This window comes from Streptomyces sp. CA-135486 (genome assembly GCF_050936555.1).
Classification (GTDB): Bacteria; Actinomycetota; Actinomycetes; order Streptomycetales; family Streptomycetaceae; genus Streptomyces.
On sequence record NZ_JBNJMM010000002.1, the window covers coordinates 58,481 to 75,800 of the forward strand.

Sequence of the window (17,320 nt, forward strand, 5' to 3'; positions counted from 1 at the left end):
GATGTTTCACGTGAAACATCGCCCCTTCGCTCGTCGATCCGGCGCCATGTTTCACGTGAAACATGGCGCCGTTTCACGCTCAGCCCTGCGTCGCCCACCATTCCTTGAGCGCCGCGACCGCCGCATCATGCCCCATCGGCCCGTTCTCCAGACGCAGCTCCAGCAGGAACGCGTACGCCTTGCCGATCACCGGGCCTGGCCCCACGCCCAGAATCTCCTGGATCTGATTGCCGTCCAGGTCGGGCCGGATCGCGTCCAGCTCTTCCTGCTCCTTCAGCTGTGCGATGCGCTGCTCGAGCCCGTCGTAGGTCCTGGAGAGGGCGATCGCCTTGCGCTTATTGCGCGTGGTGCAGTCCGAGCGGGTCAGCTTGTGGAGCCTGCTCAGCAGCGGTCCGGCATCGCGTACGTACCGCCGCACCGCCGAGTCGGTCCATTCGCCGGCACCGTAGCCGTGGAACCGCAAATGCAGCTCCACCAGTCGGGAGACATCCCTGACCATGTCGTTGGAGTACTTGAGCGCGGTCATCCGCTTCTTGGTCATCTTCGCGCCCACCACCTCGTGATGGTGGAAGGAGACCCGGCCGTCGGCCTCGAAGCGCCGGGTGCGCGGCTTTCCGATGTCATGGAGCAGCGCGGCAAGCCGCAGCACCAGGTCCGGCCCGTTCTCCTCCAGATCGATGGCCTGATCCAGGACGGTCAGCGAGTGCTCGTACACATCCTTGTGCCGATGGTGCTCATCACTCTCCAGCCGCAGCGCCGGCAGCTCGGGCAGCACATGATCGGCCAGGCCGGAGTCGGCGAGCAGTCCCAGCCCCTTGCGCGGGTGGGCAGAGAGGATCAGCTTGTTCAGCTCGTCGCGCACGCGCTCGGCGGAGACGATCTCGATGCGGTCCGCCATCTCCTTCATCGCGGTGAAGACCTCGGGGGCGACCTCGAAGTCGAGCTGCGCCGCGAAACGGGCGGCGCGCATCATGCGCAGCGGATCGTCGGAGAAGGACTCCTCCGGCGTGCCGGGGGTCCTCAGTACACGCTCGGCCAGGTCCTCAAGGCCGCCGTGCGGATCGATGAACTCCTTCTCCGGCAACGCCACGGCCATCGCATTCACGGTGAAATCGCGACGTACGAGATCTTCTTCGATCGAATCACCGTAGGACACTTCGGGCTTCCGAGAAGTCCTGTCGTACGCCTCCGAGCGGTACGTGGTGACCTCGATCTGGTAGCCCGCCTTCTGGCAGCCGACCGTGCCGAACGCGATCCCGACCTCCCACACCGAGTCCGCCCAGGGACGGATGATCTTCAGTACGTTCTCGGGGTGGGCGTCGGTCGTGAAGTCCAGGTCATTGCCGAGCCGGCCGAGGAGCGCATCCCGGACCGAGCCGCCGACCAGGGCAAGACTGAACCCGGCCTCCTGGAAGCGTCGGGCGAGATCGTCGGCGACAGGCGAGACACGCAGCAGTTCACTGACCGCGCGGCGTTGCACCTGGCTCAGTGCGGTGGAGTTGTCTTCGTTGGCGTTCGGCACAACAGAAAAGGGTACGTGCCGCGGCCCACCCGAGCGTCCCCGTTTATGGCGGCGCACAGAGTAACCGCTCACAGCGGCGCTCTCGGCCACCCGGAAGTCCCTTCCGATCACGTGGGCCACTCCGCGGCACTTCGACGCCGCGCACCTCGTTACCATGCGTGGACGCAAGAACCGAGAACCACCACCGGCAGCAGACGACGAGGGACGGGCGAGCGCGTGGCCGACGCGGCAGACTTCCAGGGGATGGGTCCTTCTCCTGCCCGCCGGTGGCTGCGCCGCACAGCCTCCCTGATCCTCGGCGCACCTCTGGTGGCCGGACTGCTGAGCGGTCCCGCCACACCGGCCGCGCACGCCCACGAGGCCGCCTCGAGCTCGCAGACCGCTTCCGGTTCGCACACGGTGGATGTGTCCCTCGACACTCTGACGCCGGCAGCTCCTGGACAGCACGACACGCTCACCGTCTCCGGCTCGGTGACCAACAAGGGCAAGCAAACCGTCACCGACGCCCAGATCGATCTACGGGTGGGCCCGAGGCTGTCCGGCAGGACCGCGATCGACCGCGCCGCCGAGCGGACCGGTGATACCGCGGTCGCCGACGCACCACCCGTCGGTGGCAAGTACAGCGTCAAGCTCCCGCAGCTTCTCTCCGGCATCAGCCGGGACTTCACGCTGTCGATCCCGGTCGATGAGCTGGGACTCGACGACGACGGCGTCTACCAGCTCGGTGTCTCCCTCTCGGGCCAGACCCCGGCCGAACCCTTCGATCAGCTCCTGGGCGTCGAGCGGACCTTCCTGCCCTGGCAGCCGGAGGCCACCGAGAAGAAGACCCAGTTCAGCTATCTCTGGCCGCTGATCTCCTCGACCCACCTCACTTCGGAGACCGGTTCGGACGAGCAGCAGACGCCCGTCTTCGAGGACGAGGCGCTGGCTACGGAGCTCGCCCCTGGCGGGCGGCTGGACCAGCTCGTCTCGCTCGGCAAAGAGCTGCCCGTCACCTGGGTCATCGACCCGGATCTGCTGGCCACCGTCGACGCGATGACCAGGAGCTACCAGGTCAAGAACGGGAACACCACGGTTCCGGGCAAGAACCAGGCCCTCGCGAAGCGGTGGCTGAGCGCCGTCGAGGCCGCCGTCCAGGGCCGCAAGGTGGTCGCGCTTCCCTTCTCCGACCCAGATCTGGCGTCCCTGGCACACCGCGGAAAGAACGTCTCCGGATCCCTCAGCCATCTTCAGCCGGCCACCGAGGTCGCCGAGACGACCGTGGAGACGATCCTCCATGTGAAGCCGTCCATCGACTTCGCCTGGCCCGTCAACGGCGCCATCGACTCCTCGATCGTGGATGTCGCCACCTCGGCCGGCGCCCACAAGGTGATCGCCCGCAGCGACAGCCTGCGGGACGACCTGTCGTACACGCCCAGCGCTGCCCGGCCGATCGGCGGCGGGACAACGGCGGTGGTCGCCGATTCCCGGCTCTCCACCGCCTTCGAGGGCGACATGATCAGTACGGAGAATTCGACGCTCTCGGTCCAGAAGTTCCTGGCCCAGACACTTGCGCTGACCCTCCAGGACCCGGACAACCAGCGGAGCATCGTCGTCGCCCCGCAGCGGATGCCCACCGCGTCCCAGGCGCAGTCCATGGCACGTGCGCTGCAGGCCCTCGATGGTCAGCGCTGGACGCACCCGCTCGACCTGGTCGCGGCGGCGGGCGCCAAGCCCGACGCCAATGCCACGACCAAGGTGCCCGGCACCTCCCGGTACCCCGGGCATCTGCGCAAGCAGGAGCTGCGGATCCAGGCGTTCCGGGACATCAGGAACACGCAGAACACCCTCGACAACTTCAAGGTCATCCTCACGGCGCAGGACCGGGTCGAGACCCCCTTCGGCAGGGCGATCGACCGGGAGATGTCCACTTCCTGGCGAGGCAAGCCGGTGGAGGCCAAGGGGTACCGGGACCAGGTACGGGCCTATCTGCGGAGCCTCACCGAAGAGGTGCAGCTGATCGAGAAGTCGGCCATCACGCTCTCGGGGCGTAGCGCGACGATCCCGGTCACCGTGCAGAACAGGCTGGTCCAGGGAATCGACCACCTGGTCCTGCGGCTTACGTCGGACAACCCCACCCGCCTCAACCTCGACCACGACAAGGGCACCGCCGAGCAGCCGATCAAGGTCGAAGGGGGCCACAGCCAGTCCGTGAAGTTCGCAGCGTCGGCCAACGCCAACGGCCCCGTGAAGATGACGGCACAGCTCTTCACCGAGGACGGCAAGCCGTACGGCGATGCCATGGAGTTCACGGTGAAGGTCTCCGAGATCACCCCTACTGTGATGCTCGTCATCGCGGGTGGTGTCCTGCTGCTCGTCCTCGCCGGCATCAGGATGTACAGCCAGCGCAAGCGCGCGGCAGCCCGCGAGGCGACCGCGGCTGACGCAGACGGGCCGGAGGGGATGGAAGACTCCGACGACGCGGATGACGAGGACGGCTCCGAGGGATCTGAGGACGCCGAAGGTGGCATCGAAAGCCCCGATCCCGGGCAGGCGAGTGACCCGACACCGGACACCGGACCGGAAAGCGGCGACCCGTCCGGCACTGGTGAGAAGGTGGACCGTTGAGCGATGTCGTGGCCGGTCGGCCGGGGACGATGAGGTGGGGTTGCAATGAACGCGCCGTACGACGGTGACCGCGGCCAGGATGTGAGCAGAGACCCGGCAGGCCAGGTTCCGCCGCAGCCGACCCCTGAGCCCTCCACACAGGACCCGTACATCCAGGACGCCTATGCCCATGATCCCTACGGGGCGCAGGATCTGTCGGCCCAGGACCCGGTGACCGAGGCGCTCTACGACCGCGCCGCGCACCCGCCGCCACCCCCAGGCACCTACCAGGAGCCCCAGCCGCTGTACCAGCAGCCGCCGTCCCCGCAGCACACACCGGACCCGCGTATCTGGGCGCAGACCCCGCCGCCCGAGCCCGCGGGGCCGTCCCGTCACCTGCCGTTCGGCGACGACGTCAGGACCACCCAGTTCACCGGCGTCGACGATCTGGTGACCCGGGCCGGCGAGCAGGAGCCGGAGCCCGACGCCTTCGCACACCTCTTCCGGGACCAGCAGGCATCCGGTCAGCCCGAGCCCGCCCCCGAACCGCTCCCGGCAGCTCCGGCCCCCAAGAAGCCGGGCGGCCGGGGCTCCAGCCTGCTGAAGTCCAGCGCTGTGATGGCGGCCGGCACGATCGTCTCCCGGATGACGGGCTTCCTGCGCACCCTGGTCATGGCCGCGGCAATCGGTGTCGGCACGCTCAACGACTCCTACCAGGTCGCCAACGTACTTCCGACGATGATCTATGTACTGGTCGGCGGCGGTGCTCTGAACGCCGTCTTCATCCCTCAGCTCGTGCGGGCAATGAAGAACGACGACGACGGTGGCGAGGCGTACGCCAACCGGCTGCTGACCCTCGTGGTGGTGCTGCTCGCCGGTGTCACGACGATCTGTGTGCTGGCCGCGCCCGTCCTCATCCGGATGATGTCGACGGAGATCGCGTCCGACCCGCAGCGGATGGAAGTAACGGTCGCATTCGCGCGCTACTGCCTGCCCACGATGTTCTTCATGGGCCTCCATGTGGTGCTCGGCCAGATCCTCAACGCCCGCGGCAGGTTCGGCGCGATGATGTGGACCCCGGTCCTGAACAACATCGTGATCATCGCGACCTTCGGTGCCTTCATCTGGGCCTTCGGCAGTTTCACCGGCTCCCGGTTGCAGGCCGAGACCATCACCCCGGAAGGCGTCCGGCTGCTGGGCCTCGGCACCCTTCTCGGCCTCGCCGTACAGGCGCTTGCGATGGTTCCGTATCTGCGCGAAGCGGGCTTCAAGATGCGGCTCCGCTTCGACTGGAGGGGCCACGGTCTGGGCAAGGCCATCCGGCTCGCCAAGTGGACCTTCTTCTTCGTCCTCGCCAATCAGCTCGGCATGATCGTCGTCACCCAGCTCGCCACCTGGGCGGGCTCCGTGGCCGAGAAGCAGGGCTTCACCGGCACCGGCATCACCGCATACAACTACGCGCTTCTGCTGTGGCAGATGCCACAAGCCATCATCACCGTCTCCGTGATGACCGCGGTTCTGCCGAGAATCTCCCGATCGGCCCATGACGGCGACCCCGCCGCGGTGCGCGACGACATCTCGTACGGGCTACGCACCTCCGCCGTTGCGATCGTGCCGTGCGCCTTTGCCTTCCTCGCACTCGGCGTGCCGATGGCGACGCTGCTCTACGCGGGCTCGGGCGCCGAGGGCGCCCGCGGCATCGGCTTCATCCTGATGGCCTTCGGTCTCGGCCTCATCCCGTACTCCGTGCAGTACGTCGTGCTGCGCGGCTTCTACGCCTACGAGGACACCCGGACCCCCTTCTACAACACCGTCATCGTGGCCCTCGTCAATGCCGCAGCTTCCGGACTCAGCTTTGTCGTGCTGCCGGCCCGCTGGGCGGTCGTCGGCATGGCCGCCTCGTACGGCCTCGCCTACGCCGTCGGCGTGGGTATCGCCTGGCGGCGGCTCAAGAACCGCCTCGGTGGCGATCTGGACGGCTCGCACGTCATGCGCACGTACGCGCGCCTCTGCATGGCTTCCGTTCCCGCAGCGGCGGCCGGAGGTGCGGTCGCCTTCGTCATCATCCAGGCGCTGGGCACCGGTGCCCTCGGTTCGCTCGCCGCCCTGGCCGGCGGCGGGGTCGTGTTGCTGGGCGTCTTCTTCGTTGCCGCGAAGCGGATGCGCATCGACGAGCTCAACGCAATGGTCGGCATGGTGCGCGGGCGCCTCGGACGCTAAGGAGCCCGCGGGTCCCGCACAACCATCGTCGGCCGCCGTGTGTCGTGCATAGGGGCCGACTGTGGGCACAATTGGCATGGCTGTTGAATATGCGCAACGGATGGGGAGGCAGGAACGACGGTGGCGGAACGTAGCACGGCTGCCGTCGACGTGGCCGACAACAGCGGAGACGATCCGCTGACCGCGCAGGCGGGCAAGGCCACGACCGACGGGGCGGCGGAATCCCAGGACACAGCGGAGAAGACCGCACCGGACACAGGCAGCGAACGGCAGGACACCGATCCCGCCATCGCGACGCCCGAACTGCACAGTGGTCATAAGCTCGCCAGACGCTATCGGCTGGAGGAGTGCGTCACCCGTCTGGACGGTTTCAGCAGTTGGCGTGCTGTCGACGAGAAATTGCGCCGCGCCGTCGGCGTCCATCTGCTCCCCGCCGACCACCCGCGGGCCCGTTCCGTGCTCGCGGCGGCCCGCTCATCGGCGCTTCTCGGCGACCCCCGCTTCGTACAGGTCCTGGACGCCGTCGAGGAGAACGACCTCGTCTACGTCGTCCACGAGTGGCTTCCGGACGCGACAGAACTCACCGCGCTGCTCGCCATGGGACCCATGGAGCCGCACGACGCGTACCAGCTCGTCGACCAGCTCTCCCAGGCCATGGCCGCGGCACATCGTGAGGGGCTGGCACACCTCAGGCTCACCCCGGGCGCGGTACTGCGGAGTTCGACCGGCCAGTACCGGATCCGCGGCCTCGCGGTGAACGCCGCCCTGCGCGGAATCACCGCGGACCGACCCCAGCGCACCGACACCGAGGCGATCGGCGCCCTGCTCTACGCGGCGCTGACCCAGCGCTGGCCGTACGAGAACGACGCGTACGGACTGTCCGGCCTGCCCAAGGGCGTCGGACTCCTCGCTCCCGACCAGGTCCGGGCCGGGGTGCACCGCGGGCTCTCCGAGCTCGCCATGCGCGCCCTGGTCAATGACGGCGCCACGGCATCCCGCCAGGAGCCGCCCTGCACTACGCCCGACGAACTGGCCAGGGCCGTCGCAGCGATGCCCCGCATCCGGCCGCCGGAGCCCGCGTTCACCTCCCCGCCCGAGTACCAGCGGACCACGTACCAGCAGGGCACGTACGGCCGTCCTGCGGCCCGCCCGGGCCCCACGGCGCCCCAGCCGGTGGCAACCCCGCCGGCGCCGCTCCAGAGCCGCACCGGCAAGGTCCTGAAGTGGACCGTGGCCGCGCTGCTCATCGCAGCGCTGGGACTCGGCAGCTGGCAGATCGCCGACAAACTCATCGACCGTGACAAGGACCCGGTGGATCCGGGTACGTCGCAGCCGAACAGCGGCGAGAGCAACACCGGCGACGACAAGTCCGGCAAGCCGGTAGCCATCGCCGGTGCCCGTGACTTCGACCCCTTCGGCCAGGATCGCTCGGAGAAGCCTGCCGGGATCAAGAACAGTTACGACAACGATCCGACCAGCTACTGGAACACCGACGGCTACAAGTCCTCAGCCTTCGGGAACCTGAAGTCCGGTGCCGGCATCATTCTGGACCTCGGTAAGGTCCAGCAAGTCGGCACTGTGGATGTCTCGTTCCTCGGTGGCGAGACATCCGTGGAGCTTCGGGCCGCACCCGAGGGGACCACGGCTGAGCCGACGACGTTCAACGAGTTCACCAAGGTATCGGCCGGGACCGGGGTGAATGTGTCCCTCAAGCCCGGAAAGCCGGTGCAGGCGCGATACGTTCTGCTCTGGCTGACAAAGCTGCCGCCGAGCGGCGACGGCGACTGGCGGGGCAAGGTATCGGAGATCAAGATCACCAGCTGACGGCACCAGGGGAGGGGGCTCACCGTTGGACGACGCGACACTCGGCGACACGAGCGACCAGGACCTTCTGGCTCGCCATGTCGCGGGGGACCCGGATGCCTTCGGTGAGCTCGTACGGCGACACCGCGACAGGCTCTGGGCAGTTGCCCTGCGCACGCTGGGAGACCGCGAGGAAGCCGCGGACGCGGTCCAGGACGCCCTGGTGTCCGCCTTCCGGGCCGCCCACACCTTCCGTGGCCAGTCCGCCGTCACCACCTGGCTCCACCGCATCACGGTCAATGCCTGTCTGGACCGGGCACGCAAGGCCGCCTCACGGAAGACCTCTCCCGTCGACGACACCGAGCGACTGGAGCAGCTCCTCGAACCGTATGAGTCCGCCGAGGCCCCGGCCGAGCGTCAGGATCTGCACCGCGAACTCCTCGCCGCCCTGGCAAAGCTTCCCGTCGACCAGCGGGCCGCCCTGGTACTGGTGGACATGCAGGGCTATCCAGTGGCGGAGGCTGCGCGCGTCCTCGATGTGCCGACAGGGACCGTGAAAAGCCGGTGCGCTCGCGGTCGGGCGCGGCTGTTGCCGATGCTCACTCATCTGCGCGGTGATGCAGGGGATAACACGCAGCTCAGCATGGGAAGGAACCGGACGCCGGGGACATCCGTCCCACCGGCGTCAGGGCAAGAGAACGCAGGGACGAGTGATCCTGCAGCTGTGAAGGGCGGAGGTGGGCGCGCGTGACTTCCACGGCCGACACGACTCAGCATCCGGACGTCTCAGAAATCTCCGACCTCACCGAAGGTCTGCTCTCCCCTTCCCGAACTGCCGACGTACAAGAGCATCTGGACAGCTGTCCCCTGTGCGCCGATGTACGTGCGTCCCTCGAAGAGATCCGCGGGCTGCTCGGCACACTGCCCGGAGCCCATCGCATGCCCGCCGATGTCGCAGGCCGCATCGATGCCGCTCTGGCCGCTGAAGCTCTCCTCAACGCGACCATGCCCGAGGAAGCCACGCATGTTTCACGTGAAACATCACCCTCCCCGCAGCCGGCCGAGACCACCCCTGCCGATCGTCCAGCGGGCCACGCGCGCGCCGCAACCGGCCCCGGCCGCAGCCGCAAGGCCCAGCGGCGTCGAAAGACTGTGCTGGGCACCGTCTTCGGCGCAGCCGCGGTCGGCATGAGCGTCCTGCTCCTCCAGTCGCTGCAGCCCACTGGTGGGAACAGCGCCGACTCGGCCAAGAAGGATGCCAGCGTCAGCGCTGCAGCAGGAGACTCCCAGGACTTCTCCGCGTCCGGCCTCCAGAAGCACGTACAGGCACTGCTCTCCACCAGCTCCGGTCAGCCGGAGCAGCGGATCGAGAAGGGGCCGTCCATCGAAGGCCAGACCAGTCCCGCCTCACCCCGGATGCTGGAGCACCCGACGGTGCCGCCCTGCATCCAGAAAGGCACCGGCCGGACCGAGACCCCGATCGCCTTCGAACGGGGCCAGTACAAGGGCGACAATGCCTACCTCGTCGTGCTCCCGCATCCCACGGACAGCAAGCAGGTTCAGGCGTATGTGATCGACGCCGCATGTGTCGACACGGCGTCCGCGCCCACGGGAGAACTCCTGCTGACGAACACCTATCCTCGCCGCTGACACACACCACTGCGTCGCTCGGGTATCCCGGGAATGCAAGCCCCGTAGGATCCGTTGGGTCGGGTGGGAGTCATTCTCCCGGCCCAGTAGGCAGCATGCAGTCCGCAGAGACGAGGAAGAAACCCGTGAGCGACGTCCGTAACGTGATCATCATCGGCTCCGGGCCGGCCGGCTACACGGCGGCGCTCTATACGGCGCGCGCATCGCTGCAGCCGCTGGTCTTCGAGGGTGCCGTCACCGCAGGCGGTGCACTGATGAACACGACCGATGTGGAGAACTTCCCCGGTTTCCGCGACGGCATCATGGGCCCCGACCTGATGGACAACATGCGCGCCCAGGCCGAGCGCTTCGGCGCTGAGCTGGTGCCGGACGACGTCGTCTCGGTCGACCTCAGCGGCGAGATCAAGACCGTCACCGACACTGCGGGCACCATCCACCGGGCCAAGGCCGTCATCGTCACCACCGGCTCCCAGCACCGCAAGCTCGGCCTGCCGAACGAGGACGCGCTCTCCGGACGCGGCGTCTCCTGGTGCGCGACCTGCGACGGGTTCTTCTTCAAGGACCAGGACATCGCCGTGATCGGCGGTGGTGACACGGCGATGGAGGAGGCAACCTTCCTCTCCCGGTTCGCCAAGTCCGTCACCATCGTCCACCGCCGTGACACGCTGCGCGCCTCCAAGGCGATGCAGGACCGTGCCTTCGCCGACCCGAAGATCTCCTTCGCCTGGCACAGCGAGGTGGCGGAGATCCACGGCGACCAGAAGCTCACCGGTCTGACCCTGCGCAACACCAAGACCGGCGAGACCTCTGCGCTCCCCGTCACCGGGCTGTTCATCGCAGTGGGCCACGACCCGCGGACCGAGCTCTTCAAGGGCCAGCTCGACCTGGACGACGACGGCTACCTGAAGGTCGATGCGCCGTCCACGCGCACCAACCTCAGCGGTGTGTTCGCCGCGGGTGACGTCGTCGACCACACCTACCGTCAGGCCATCACCGCTGCCGGCACCGGCTGTTCCGCCGCTCTCGACGCCGAGCGCTACCTCGCCGCTCTCGCCGACGGCGAGAAGGCGGCAGAACCGGAGAAGACCCCCGTGGTCTGACCTCCTGCGCACCATCCCCCCTCTCACCCCCGTAAAAGAAGTAAGGAGGCCGCCGTGGCCGGCGCCCTGAAGAACGTGACCGACGCATCCTTCGAAGAGGACGTCCTCAAGAGCGACAAGCCCGTACTGGTCGACTTCTGGGCCGCCTGGTGCGGTCCGTGCCGCCAGATCGCTCCGTCCCTCGAGGCCATTGCAGCCGAGCACGGTGACAAGATCGAGATCGTAAAGCTCAACATCGACGAGAACCCGGCCACCGCAGCCAAGTACGGTGTCATGTCCATCCCGACGCTAAACGTCTACCAGAACGGCGAGGTCGCCAAGACGATCGTCGGCGCCAAGCCGAAGGCCGCGATCATCCGCGATCTTGATGGCTTCATCGGCGAGTAGTCAGGGCCTCACTGTTTCACGTGAAACACGAGTGGGCTCATCCCCTGACCGGGGATGAGCCCACTTTTGCGTGCGGGGTCTCACAGGGGCCGCAGAATGGGCTCCTTCTGTACAGCGCCGAGCAGCCGGTCCAGCGCCAGCTCCACATCTTCCTTCCAGGAGAGCGTGGTCCGCAGTTCCAGTCTCAGCCGGGGATACGTCGGATGCGGACGCACGGTCTTGAAGCCGACGGCCAGAAGATGCTCGGCGGGCAGCACACAGGCGGGCTCCTTCCAGCGGGCATCGCCGAATGCCTCGATCGCACGGAAACCGCGTCGCAAGAGATCCTTGGCCACCGTCTGCACGATGACCCTGCCGAGCCCCTGTCCTTGATACCCCGGGCTGATCCACGCGGTCATCAGCTGGACGGCGTCGGGTGAGACCGGGCTCGTCGGGAAGGCCGTGGACCGTGGCACATAGGCCGGAGGCGCATAGAGCACGAAGCCGACCGGCACGTCGTCGACATAAACAACCCGGCCGCAGGAACCCCATTCGAGCAGCACGGCCGAGATCCAGGCCTCTTTTTCAAGCTCGGGAGTTCCCGCCTTTACCGCGGCTTCTCCACTGACCGGATCAAGCTCCCAGAAGACGCACGCACGACAGCGCTTGGGAAGGTCCGACAGGTTGTCCAGCGTGAGCGGTACAAGCCGACGCCCCATGAAGGCTGTTCCTCGCTTCCTTCACCCGCCGCGCTACGAGCGGCTGCCAGCGCGCTCCGCTCCTGGAGCAGGCTGCTGATAAAACCTCCGACTGCCCCAAGGCCCAAGCCTGCTGTCACCAGTTGGCTGCGGCTCACCGTTCGCATGGCCCTCGCCCTCCCTCTGAGGTGGATCAAGGTGGATGCGCCATACCAGAACGCATCGTATCCACCCAGCCCCGGCACGGGTACCGCCCTACAGCAAAGGGCGGGTCGCGTCCGGTCAACCCACCGGACGCGACCCGCCCTTTCCCACACCCTGAAGCCTCAGACCTCGTCGTCCTCGGGCCCCTCAGCAAGTCCCTGCTCCAAGACCCGCCCCTCGCCAGGTGCGAGGGTGCCGAGGATCCGCTCCAGATCGTCTATCGAGGCGAATTCGACGACGATCTTTCCCTTCTTCTGACCGAGGTCGACCTTCACTCGGGTCTCGAAACGGTCGGAGAGCCGTGAAGCGAGGTCGGTCAGAGCAGGCGACAGCCGGGCACCGGCACGCGGGCTCTTCGGCTTGGACGTGCTCTTCGGGTTCGAGTTGATCAGCGTCACGATCTCTTCGACCGCTCGGACCGAGAGCCCCTCGGCCACGATCCTGTGTGCCAACCGGTCCTGCTCCTCGGAGTCCTCCACCGAGAGCAGCGCGCGCGCATGACCGGCCGAAAGCACCCCTGCGGCGACCCTGCGCTGGACGGGGGGCGACAGACGCAGCAGGCGCAGCGTGTTGGAGACCTGCGGACGCGAGCGTCCGATCCGGTCGGCCAGCTGGTCATGCGTGCAGTTGAAGTCCTTGAGCAGCTGGTCGTAGGCGGCAGCCTCTTCCAGCGGATTCAGCTGCGCGCGGTGCAGGTTCTCCAGCAGCGCGTCCAGGAGAAGCTTCTCGTCGTCCGTGTGCCGGACGATCGCGGGGATCCGCTCCAGAGCGGCCTCACGGCAGGCCCGCCAACGGCGCTCGCCCATGATGAGCTCATAGCGCTCCGGCCCCAGCTGCCGAACGACGACGGGCTGGAGAAGCCCCACTTCCTTGATGGAAGTAACCAGTTCGGCGAGAGCGTCCTCGTCGAAGACCTCACGCGGCTGGCGCGGGTTGGGCGTAATGGCGTCGAGCGGCAGCTCGGCAAAGTGCGCGCCGGCCGGCTCCGCGGGCGATGCCGCCTCCGGCTCCGGCGCGGGCGTGATCGCCTCGGGCGAGGCAGCGGCCGCCGGAAGCGTTGTCACCTTGGCTGCTGCCACCCCACGTTCCGCCGTCAGAACCGGAGCCGCTCCCGGAGAGCCGGAAGCCCCGGCAGGGGGCACCTGCTTCTCCTGGGGAGCGGCAGGGATCAGGGCACCGAGCCCACGCCCCAATCCTCTACGTCGCTCGCTCACTGGATCCCCTCCGAGATGTTCTGCTGACTGTTCTGGCTGCCCACATGGGCCTGCTGCGGGTCGTAGTGAATCCCGACCCCACGCAGGGCGATTTCACGAGCCGCCTCAAGATACGACAGCGATCCGCTGGAACCCGGATCGTAGGTCAGCACCGTCTGTCCATAACTCGGCGCCTCCGAGATACGCACCGAGCGCGGGATGCTCGTCCGCAGCACCTCGTCACCGAAGTGGCTGCGCACCTCGTCCGCCACCTGCGAAGCGAGCCGGGTTCTGCCGTCGTACATGGTGAGCAGAATCGTCGAGACATGCAGCGTGGGGTTGAGATGCCCGCGCACCAGATCCACGTTCCTCAGCAGCTGTCCCAGCCCCTCCAGCGCGTAGTACTCGCACTGGATGGGGATGAGCACTTCCGCACCGGCGACCAGCGCATTGACGGTCAACAGACCGAGCGACGGCGGGCAGTCGATGAGGATGTAGTCCAGCGGCTGCTCATAGGCCTGGATAGCCCGCTGCAGTCGGCTCTCCCGCGCCACCAGCGATACCAGCTCGATCTCCGCACCGGCGAGATCGATGGTGGCGGGGGCGCAGAAGAGGCCTTCGACGTCCGGGACCGGTTGGACCACCTCGGAGAGCGGCTTGCTCTCCACCAGGACGTCATAGATCGAGGGGACTTCGGCGTGGTGATCGATCCCCAGTGCCGTGGAGGCGTTGCCCTGTGGATCCAGGTCGACCACCAAGACGCGCGCGCCATGCAGCGCGAGCGAGGCGGCGAGATTGACCGTGGTGGTGGTCTTCCCTACGCCGCCCTTCTGGTTGGCCACGACCATGACGCGTGTCTGCTCAGGTCGGGGAAGACCCTCACCGGCACGCCCCAGCGCCTCCACGGCCAGCTGGGCAGCACGGCCAATGGGGGTGTCGTCCATCGGGGGCGGTGTTTCACGTGAAACATCCTCCCCCGACGACTCGGTACGGGGACCGGGGACCGGATCGGTCATCGGTCCCGCGATGTTGGCGTCGGACCGCAAGGATTCACTCTCCTCGACTTCAGGCTCGCAATGAACAGAGCCTGCCATGCTTTCGGGGTCGTGAACCAGCGAGGCCCGTGGTTCTGTGGATGAATCCACATCTGTGGATAATTTCGTAGCCCTCATGAGGGGCTTGCGGTCCCGCATCGGGGCGGCAGCACGGCCGCGGCTGATGATTCCCTGCAGCAGTGAGCGACGTTTCACGTGAAACACGATGCACGCGCCGCATGCCTACAGCCGCTCGACACTCCGAATTGCGTACGTATGGCAGCTTGTATGGAGCATCGCTGATAGACAGTACGAACTGTGGATCAGCGACGCCGACGGGTCCGGCTGGTTCGGGCGGCCTTGGCCCGCTTCGCCGCGAAACGCACTCCGCCGGGGCTCTCCCCGACCACGACGCGCACCACGGTGGACAGTGGATCGACCAGCCCTTCGCCGACATGCAGCACCGAGGTCTCCACCACACCGAGCTTGCTCAGCGCGGCCCGGGCTCCCTGAATCTCCTCCTCCGCAGTGTCGCCCTTGAGCGCCAGCATCTCGCCGTACGGACGCAGCAGGGGCACCCCCCAGCCTGCCAATCGGTCCAGCGGAGCCACGGCCCGGGCGGTCACCACATGGACCGGGGGCAGCGTGCCCAGTACTTCTTCGGCCCGGCCGCGGACCACACTCACATGGTCCAGACCCAGCAGCTCGACCACTTCCTGGAGGAAGTTCGTCCGCCGCAGAAGCGGCTCAAGGAGCGTGATCTTCAGATCGGGGCGCACCAGCGCGAGCGGAATGCCGGGCAGCCCCGCCCCCGAGCCCACATCGCAGACCGTGACGCCCTCCGGCACGACCTCTGAGAGCACCGCGCAGTTCAGCAGATGCCGCTCCCACAGCCGCGGCACCTCACGGGGACCGATCAGGCCACGCTTGACTCCGGCGTCCGCGAGCAGCTCCGCATACCGCACGGCCTCCGGAAAGAACTCGCCGAATACCGTCCGCGCCACTTCTGGCGCCTGGGGAAGCTCTGCTGCCTCCGTCACGGGAACCGTCCTTCCGTACCGCACTGTCGCAATGTGGACTGTGGTGGCTGACTATCAGGCTGACAAAGATCGGCCCCGCCTGCGAACAGACGGGGCCGAGGAAACGATGAGGGTCAGGCAGGGAGCACGACGACGAAGCGCTGCGGCTCCTCGCCCTCGGACTCACTGCGCAGACCCGCGGCCGCAACCGCGTCGTGCACGACCTTGCGCTCAAAGGGCGTCATCGGGTTCAGCTTCACCGGCTCACCGGTGCTCTTCACCTCGTCGGCGGCCTTGGCGCCGAGCTCGGCAAGCTCCGTGCGCTTCTTGGCCCGGAAACCCGCGATATCGAGCATCAGCCGGCTGCGATCCCCGGTCTCCCGGTGCACGGCGAGCCGCGTCAGCTCCTGGAGAGCCTCCAGGACCTCGCCGTCACGACCGACAAGCTTCTGCAGATCCCGGCTGCTCGCGTCACTGATGATCGAGACCGCAGCCCGGTCGGCCTCGACGTCCATGTCGATATCGCCGTCGAGATCGGCGATGTCGAGCAGACCCTCGAGGTAGTCGGCCGCGATCTCCCCTTCCTGCTCAAGGCGGGTCAGGGTGTCGCCACCCTCGGCGGCGGCGGAGATGGTGCCTTCCGTCACGGATGGACTCCTTTTTACTTCTTGGACGACGGGTGCTTGGGGCGCTGCTGGCCCTTGCGCTGACCGGACTTGGGCTGCTGGCGCGCGGAGCCCGAGGCGGGCTTTCCTGCCGACTTCGGCTGCGCGTCCTGAGGCGCGTCCTTCTGCAGCGAAGGCTTGGCGTCGGCGTCTTCAGAGCTCTTGCCCGTGCCCTGCTGGGCACTGGCGGACTGACGCTGCGACTTGGACTGCCGCTTGGGCTGCTGCCGCCTCTGCGCTGCTCCGCCCTCGGCCTCGGCGACAGCAGTGTCGCTCTTGGTTACGGTTCCGTCAGCCTGAGCAGCGAGGCCCGCCTTGGCCAGGCCAGTGATGAAGCGGCGCTCGTTCTCGTTGCGGTCCGAGCCCTTGGCCACGATCGCCTGGATGACGTTGCGCTTGCGGCGCGACTTGACCTCGTTCTGGGCGGTGACGCCCTTCAGCAGCCGCTGCAGGTAGTGGTCCTGGGCCTTGCTGCCCGGCGTCGGGTTCTGGTTGATCACATACATCTGCTGGCCCATGGTCCACACGTTGGTGGTCAGCCAGTAGACGAGGACACCGACGGGGAAGTTGATGCCCATCACGGCGAAGATGACCGGGAAGATGTACATCAGCATCTTCTGCTGCTGCATGTACGGCGTCTTGACCGTCAGGTCGACGTTCTTCTGCATCAGCTGGCGCTGCGTGTAGAACTGCGACGCCGACATCATCACGATCATGATCGCGGTGACAATGCGCACATCCAGCAGCGTGGCGCCAAGAGCGGCGACCTTCTCCGGACTGTCCGTGAACTTCGAGGCGAGCGGGGCACCGAAAATGTGCGCCTGACGCGCGCTGTCCAGCAGCGATTCATTGATGACGCCGATGGTCTTGCCCGAGGCGATGCTGGAGAGCACGTGGTAAAGGGCGAAGAAGAACGGCGACTGCGCGAGGATCGGAAGGCACGAGGAGAGCGGGTTGGTGCCCGTCTCCTTGTACAGCTTCATCATCTCTTCGGACTGACGCTGCTTGTCGCTCTTGTAGCGCTCCTGGATCGCCTTCATCTTCGGCTGGAGCGCCTGCATGTTCCGGGTCGACTTGATCTGCTTCACAAAGAGCGGGATCAGACAGATCCGGATGAGGATCACCAGCGACACGATGGACAGTCCCCAGGCCCAGCCCGTGTTGGGGCCGAAGATCGCCCCGTAGAGCGTGTGGAACTGGACGATGACCCACGAAACAGGTGTGGTGATAAAGCTGAAGAGACTGGCAATCGTGTCCACT

At 67.1% G+C, this 17,320-nt stretch carries 14 protein-coding genes; 7 read left to right on the forward strand and 7 right to left on the reverse strand.

What is annotated here, in order from left to right; translation table 11 throughout:
• Nucleotides 1–79: 79 nt before the first annotated feature.
• A complete protein-coding gene (locus ACQEVG_RS19325) occupies nucleotides 80–1,522 on the reverse strand; it encodes a CCA tRNA nucleotidyltransferase (protein ID WP_432985626.1) in 1,443 nt (480 codons plus the stop codon).
• A gap of 216 nt (nucleotides 1,523–1,738) precedes the next feature.
• On the opposite strand from ACQEVG_RS19325, the gene ACQEVG_RS19330 reads away from it, so the two are divergent.
• From ACQEVG_RS19330 to trxA, 7 genes are all read left to right on the forward strand, one after another.
• Complete coding sequence (locus tag ACQEVG_RS19330) at nucleotides 1,739–4,129, forward strand: DUF6049 family protein (protein WP_432985629.1); 2,391 nt, start codon at nucleotides 1,739–1,741, stop codon at nucleotides 4,127–4,129.
• A gap of 45 nt (nucleotides 4,130–4,174) precedes the next feature.
• Entirely contained in the window at nucleotides 4,175–6,328 is a 2,154-nt protein-coding gene (murJ, locus tag ACQEVG_RS19335; protein WP_432985631.1) for a murein biosynthesis integral membrane protein MurJ, read from the forward strand.
• A gap of 120 nt (nucleotides 6,329–6,448) precedes the next feature.
• Nucleotides 6,449–8,152 (forward strand): serine/threonine protein kinase, encoded by a 1,704-nt coding sequence (locus tag ACQEVG_RS19340; RefSeq protein ID WP_432985633.1) that lies wholly within the window; start codon nucleotides 6,449–6,451, stop codon nucleotides 8,150–8,152.
• 25 nt (nucleotides 8,153–8,177) lie between these two features.
• The gene (gene sigM / locus ACQEVG_RS19345; RefSeq protein WP_432985635.1) at nucleotides 8,178–8,882 is read left to right on the forward strand and encodes an RNA polymerase sigma factor SigM; all 705 of its coding nucleotides are present in this window, start codon (nucleotides 8,178–8,180) and stop codon (nucleotides 8,880–8,882) included.
• Entirely contained in the window at nucleotides 8,879–9,781 is a 903-nt protein-coding gene (locus tag ACQEVG_RS19350) for an anti-sigma factor family protein (protein WP_432985637.1), read from the forward strand. The genes sigM and ACQEVG_RS19350 overlap by 4 nt, the downstream gene beginning before the upstream one ends.
• Before the next feature lie 125 nt (nucleotides 9,782–9,906).
• Nucleotides 9,907–10,881 carry a thioredoxin-disulfide reductase gene (gene trxB, locus ACQEVG_RS19355; RefSeq protein ID WP_432985639.1) on the forward strand — a complete coding sequence of 325 codons (975 nt, stop codon included), beginning with the start codon at nucleotides 9,907–9,909 and terminating at the stop codon, nucleotides 10,879–10,881.
• Nucleotides 10,882–10,935: 54 nt separating this feature from the next.
• A complete protein-coding gene (trxA, locus tag ACQEVG_RS19360; protein ID WP_432985641.1) occupies nucleotides 10,936–11,268 on the forward strand; it encodes a thioredoxin in 333 nt (110 codons plus the stop codon).
• 80 nt (nucleotides 11,269–11,348) lie between these two features.
• On the opposite strand, the gene ACQEVG_RS19365 is transcribed toward trxA, so the two are convergent.
• The 6 genes from ACQEVG_RS19365 to yidC form a co-directional block, all read right to left on the reverse strand.
• Complete coding sequence (locus ACQEVG_RS19365) at nucleotides 11,349–11,966, reverse strand: GNAT family N-acetyltransferase (RefSeq protein ID WP_432985643.1); 618 nt, start codon at nucleotides 11,964–11,966, stop codon at nucleotides 11,349–11,351.
• A 305-nt stretch (nucleotides 11,967–12,271) separates the two neighbouring features.
• The gene (locus tag ACQEVG_RS19370) at nucleotides 12,272–13,363 is read right to left on the reverse strand and encodes a ParB/RepB/Spo0J family partition protein (protein WP_432985645.1); all 1,092 of its coding nucleotides are present in this window, start codon (nucleotides 13,361–13,363) and stop codon (nucleotides 12,272–12,274) included.
• A complete protein-coding gene (locus tag ACQEVG_RS19375) occupies nucleotides 13,360–14,436 on the reverse strand; it encodes a ParA family protein (protein WP_432992743.1) in 1,077 nt (358 codons plus the stop codon). The genes ACQEVG_RS19370 and ACQEVG_RS19375 overlap by 4 nt, the downstream gene beginning before the upstream one ends.
• 263 nt (nucleotides 14,437–14,699) lie before the next feature.
• On the reverse strand, nucleotides 14,700–15,416 hold the full coding sequence (gene rsmG / locus ACQEVG_RS19380; protein WP_432985647.1) for a 16S rRNA (guanine(527)-N(7))-methyltransferase RsmG: 717 nt from the start codon (nucleotides 15,414–15,416) through the stop codon (nucleotides 14,700–14,702).
• A gap of 113 nt (nucleotides 15,417–15,529) precedes the next feature.
• Entirely contained in the window at nucleotides 15,530–16,042 is a 513-nt protein-coding gene (locus tag ACQEVG_RS19385; RefSeq protein WP_432985649.1) for a protein jag, read from the reverse strand.
• A 14-nt stretch (nucleotides 16,043–16,056) separates the two neighbouring features.
• Entirely contained in the window at nucleotides 16,057–17,319 is a 1,263-nt protein-coding gene (yidC, locus tag ACQEVG_RS19390; protein ID WP_432985651.1) for a membrane protein insertase YidC, read from the reverse strand.
• Nucleotide 17,320 lies beyond the last annotated feature (1 nt).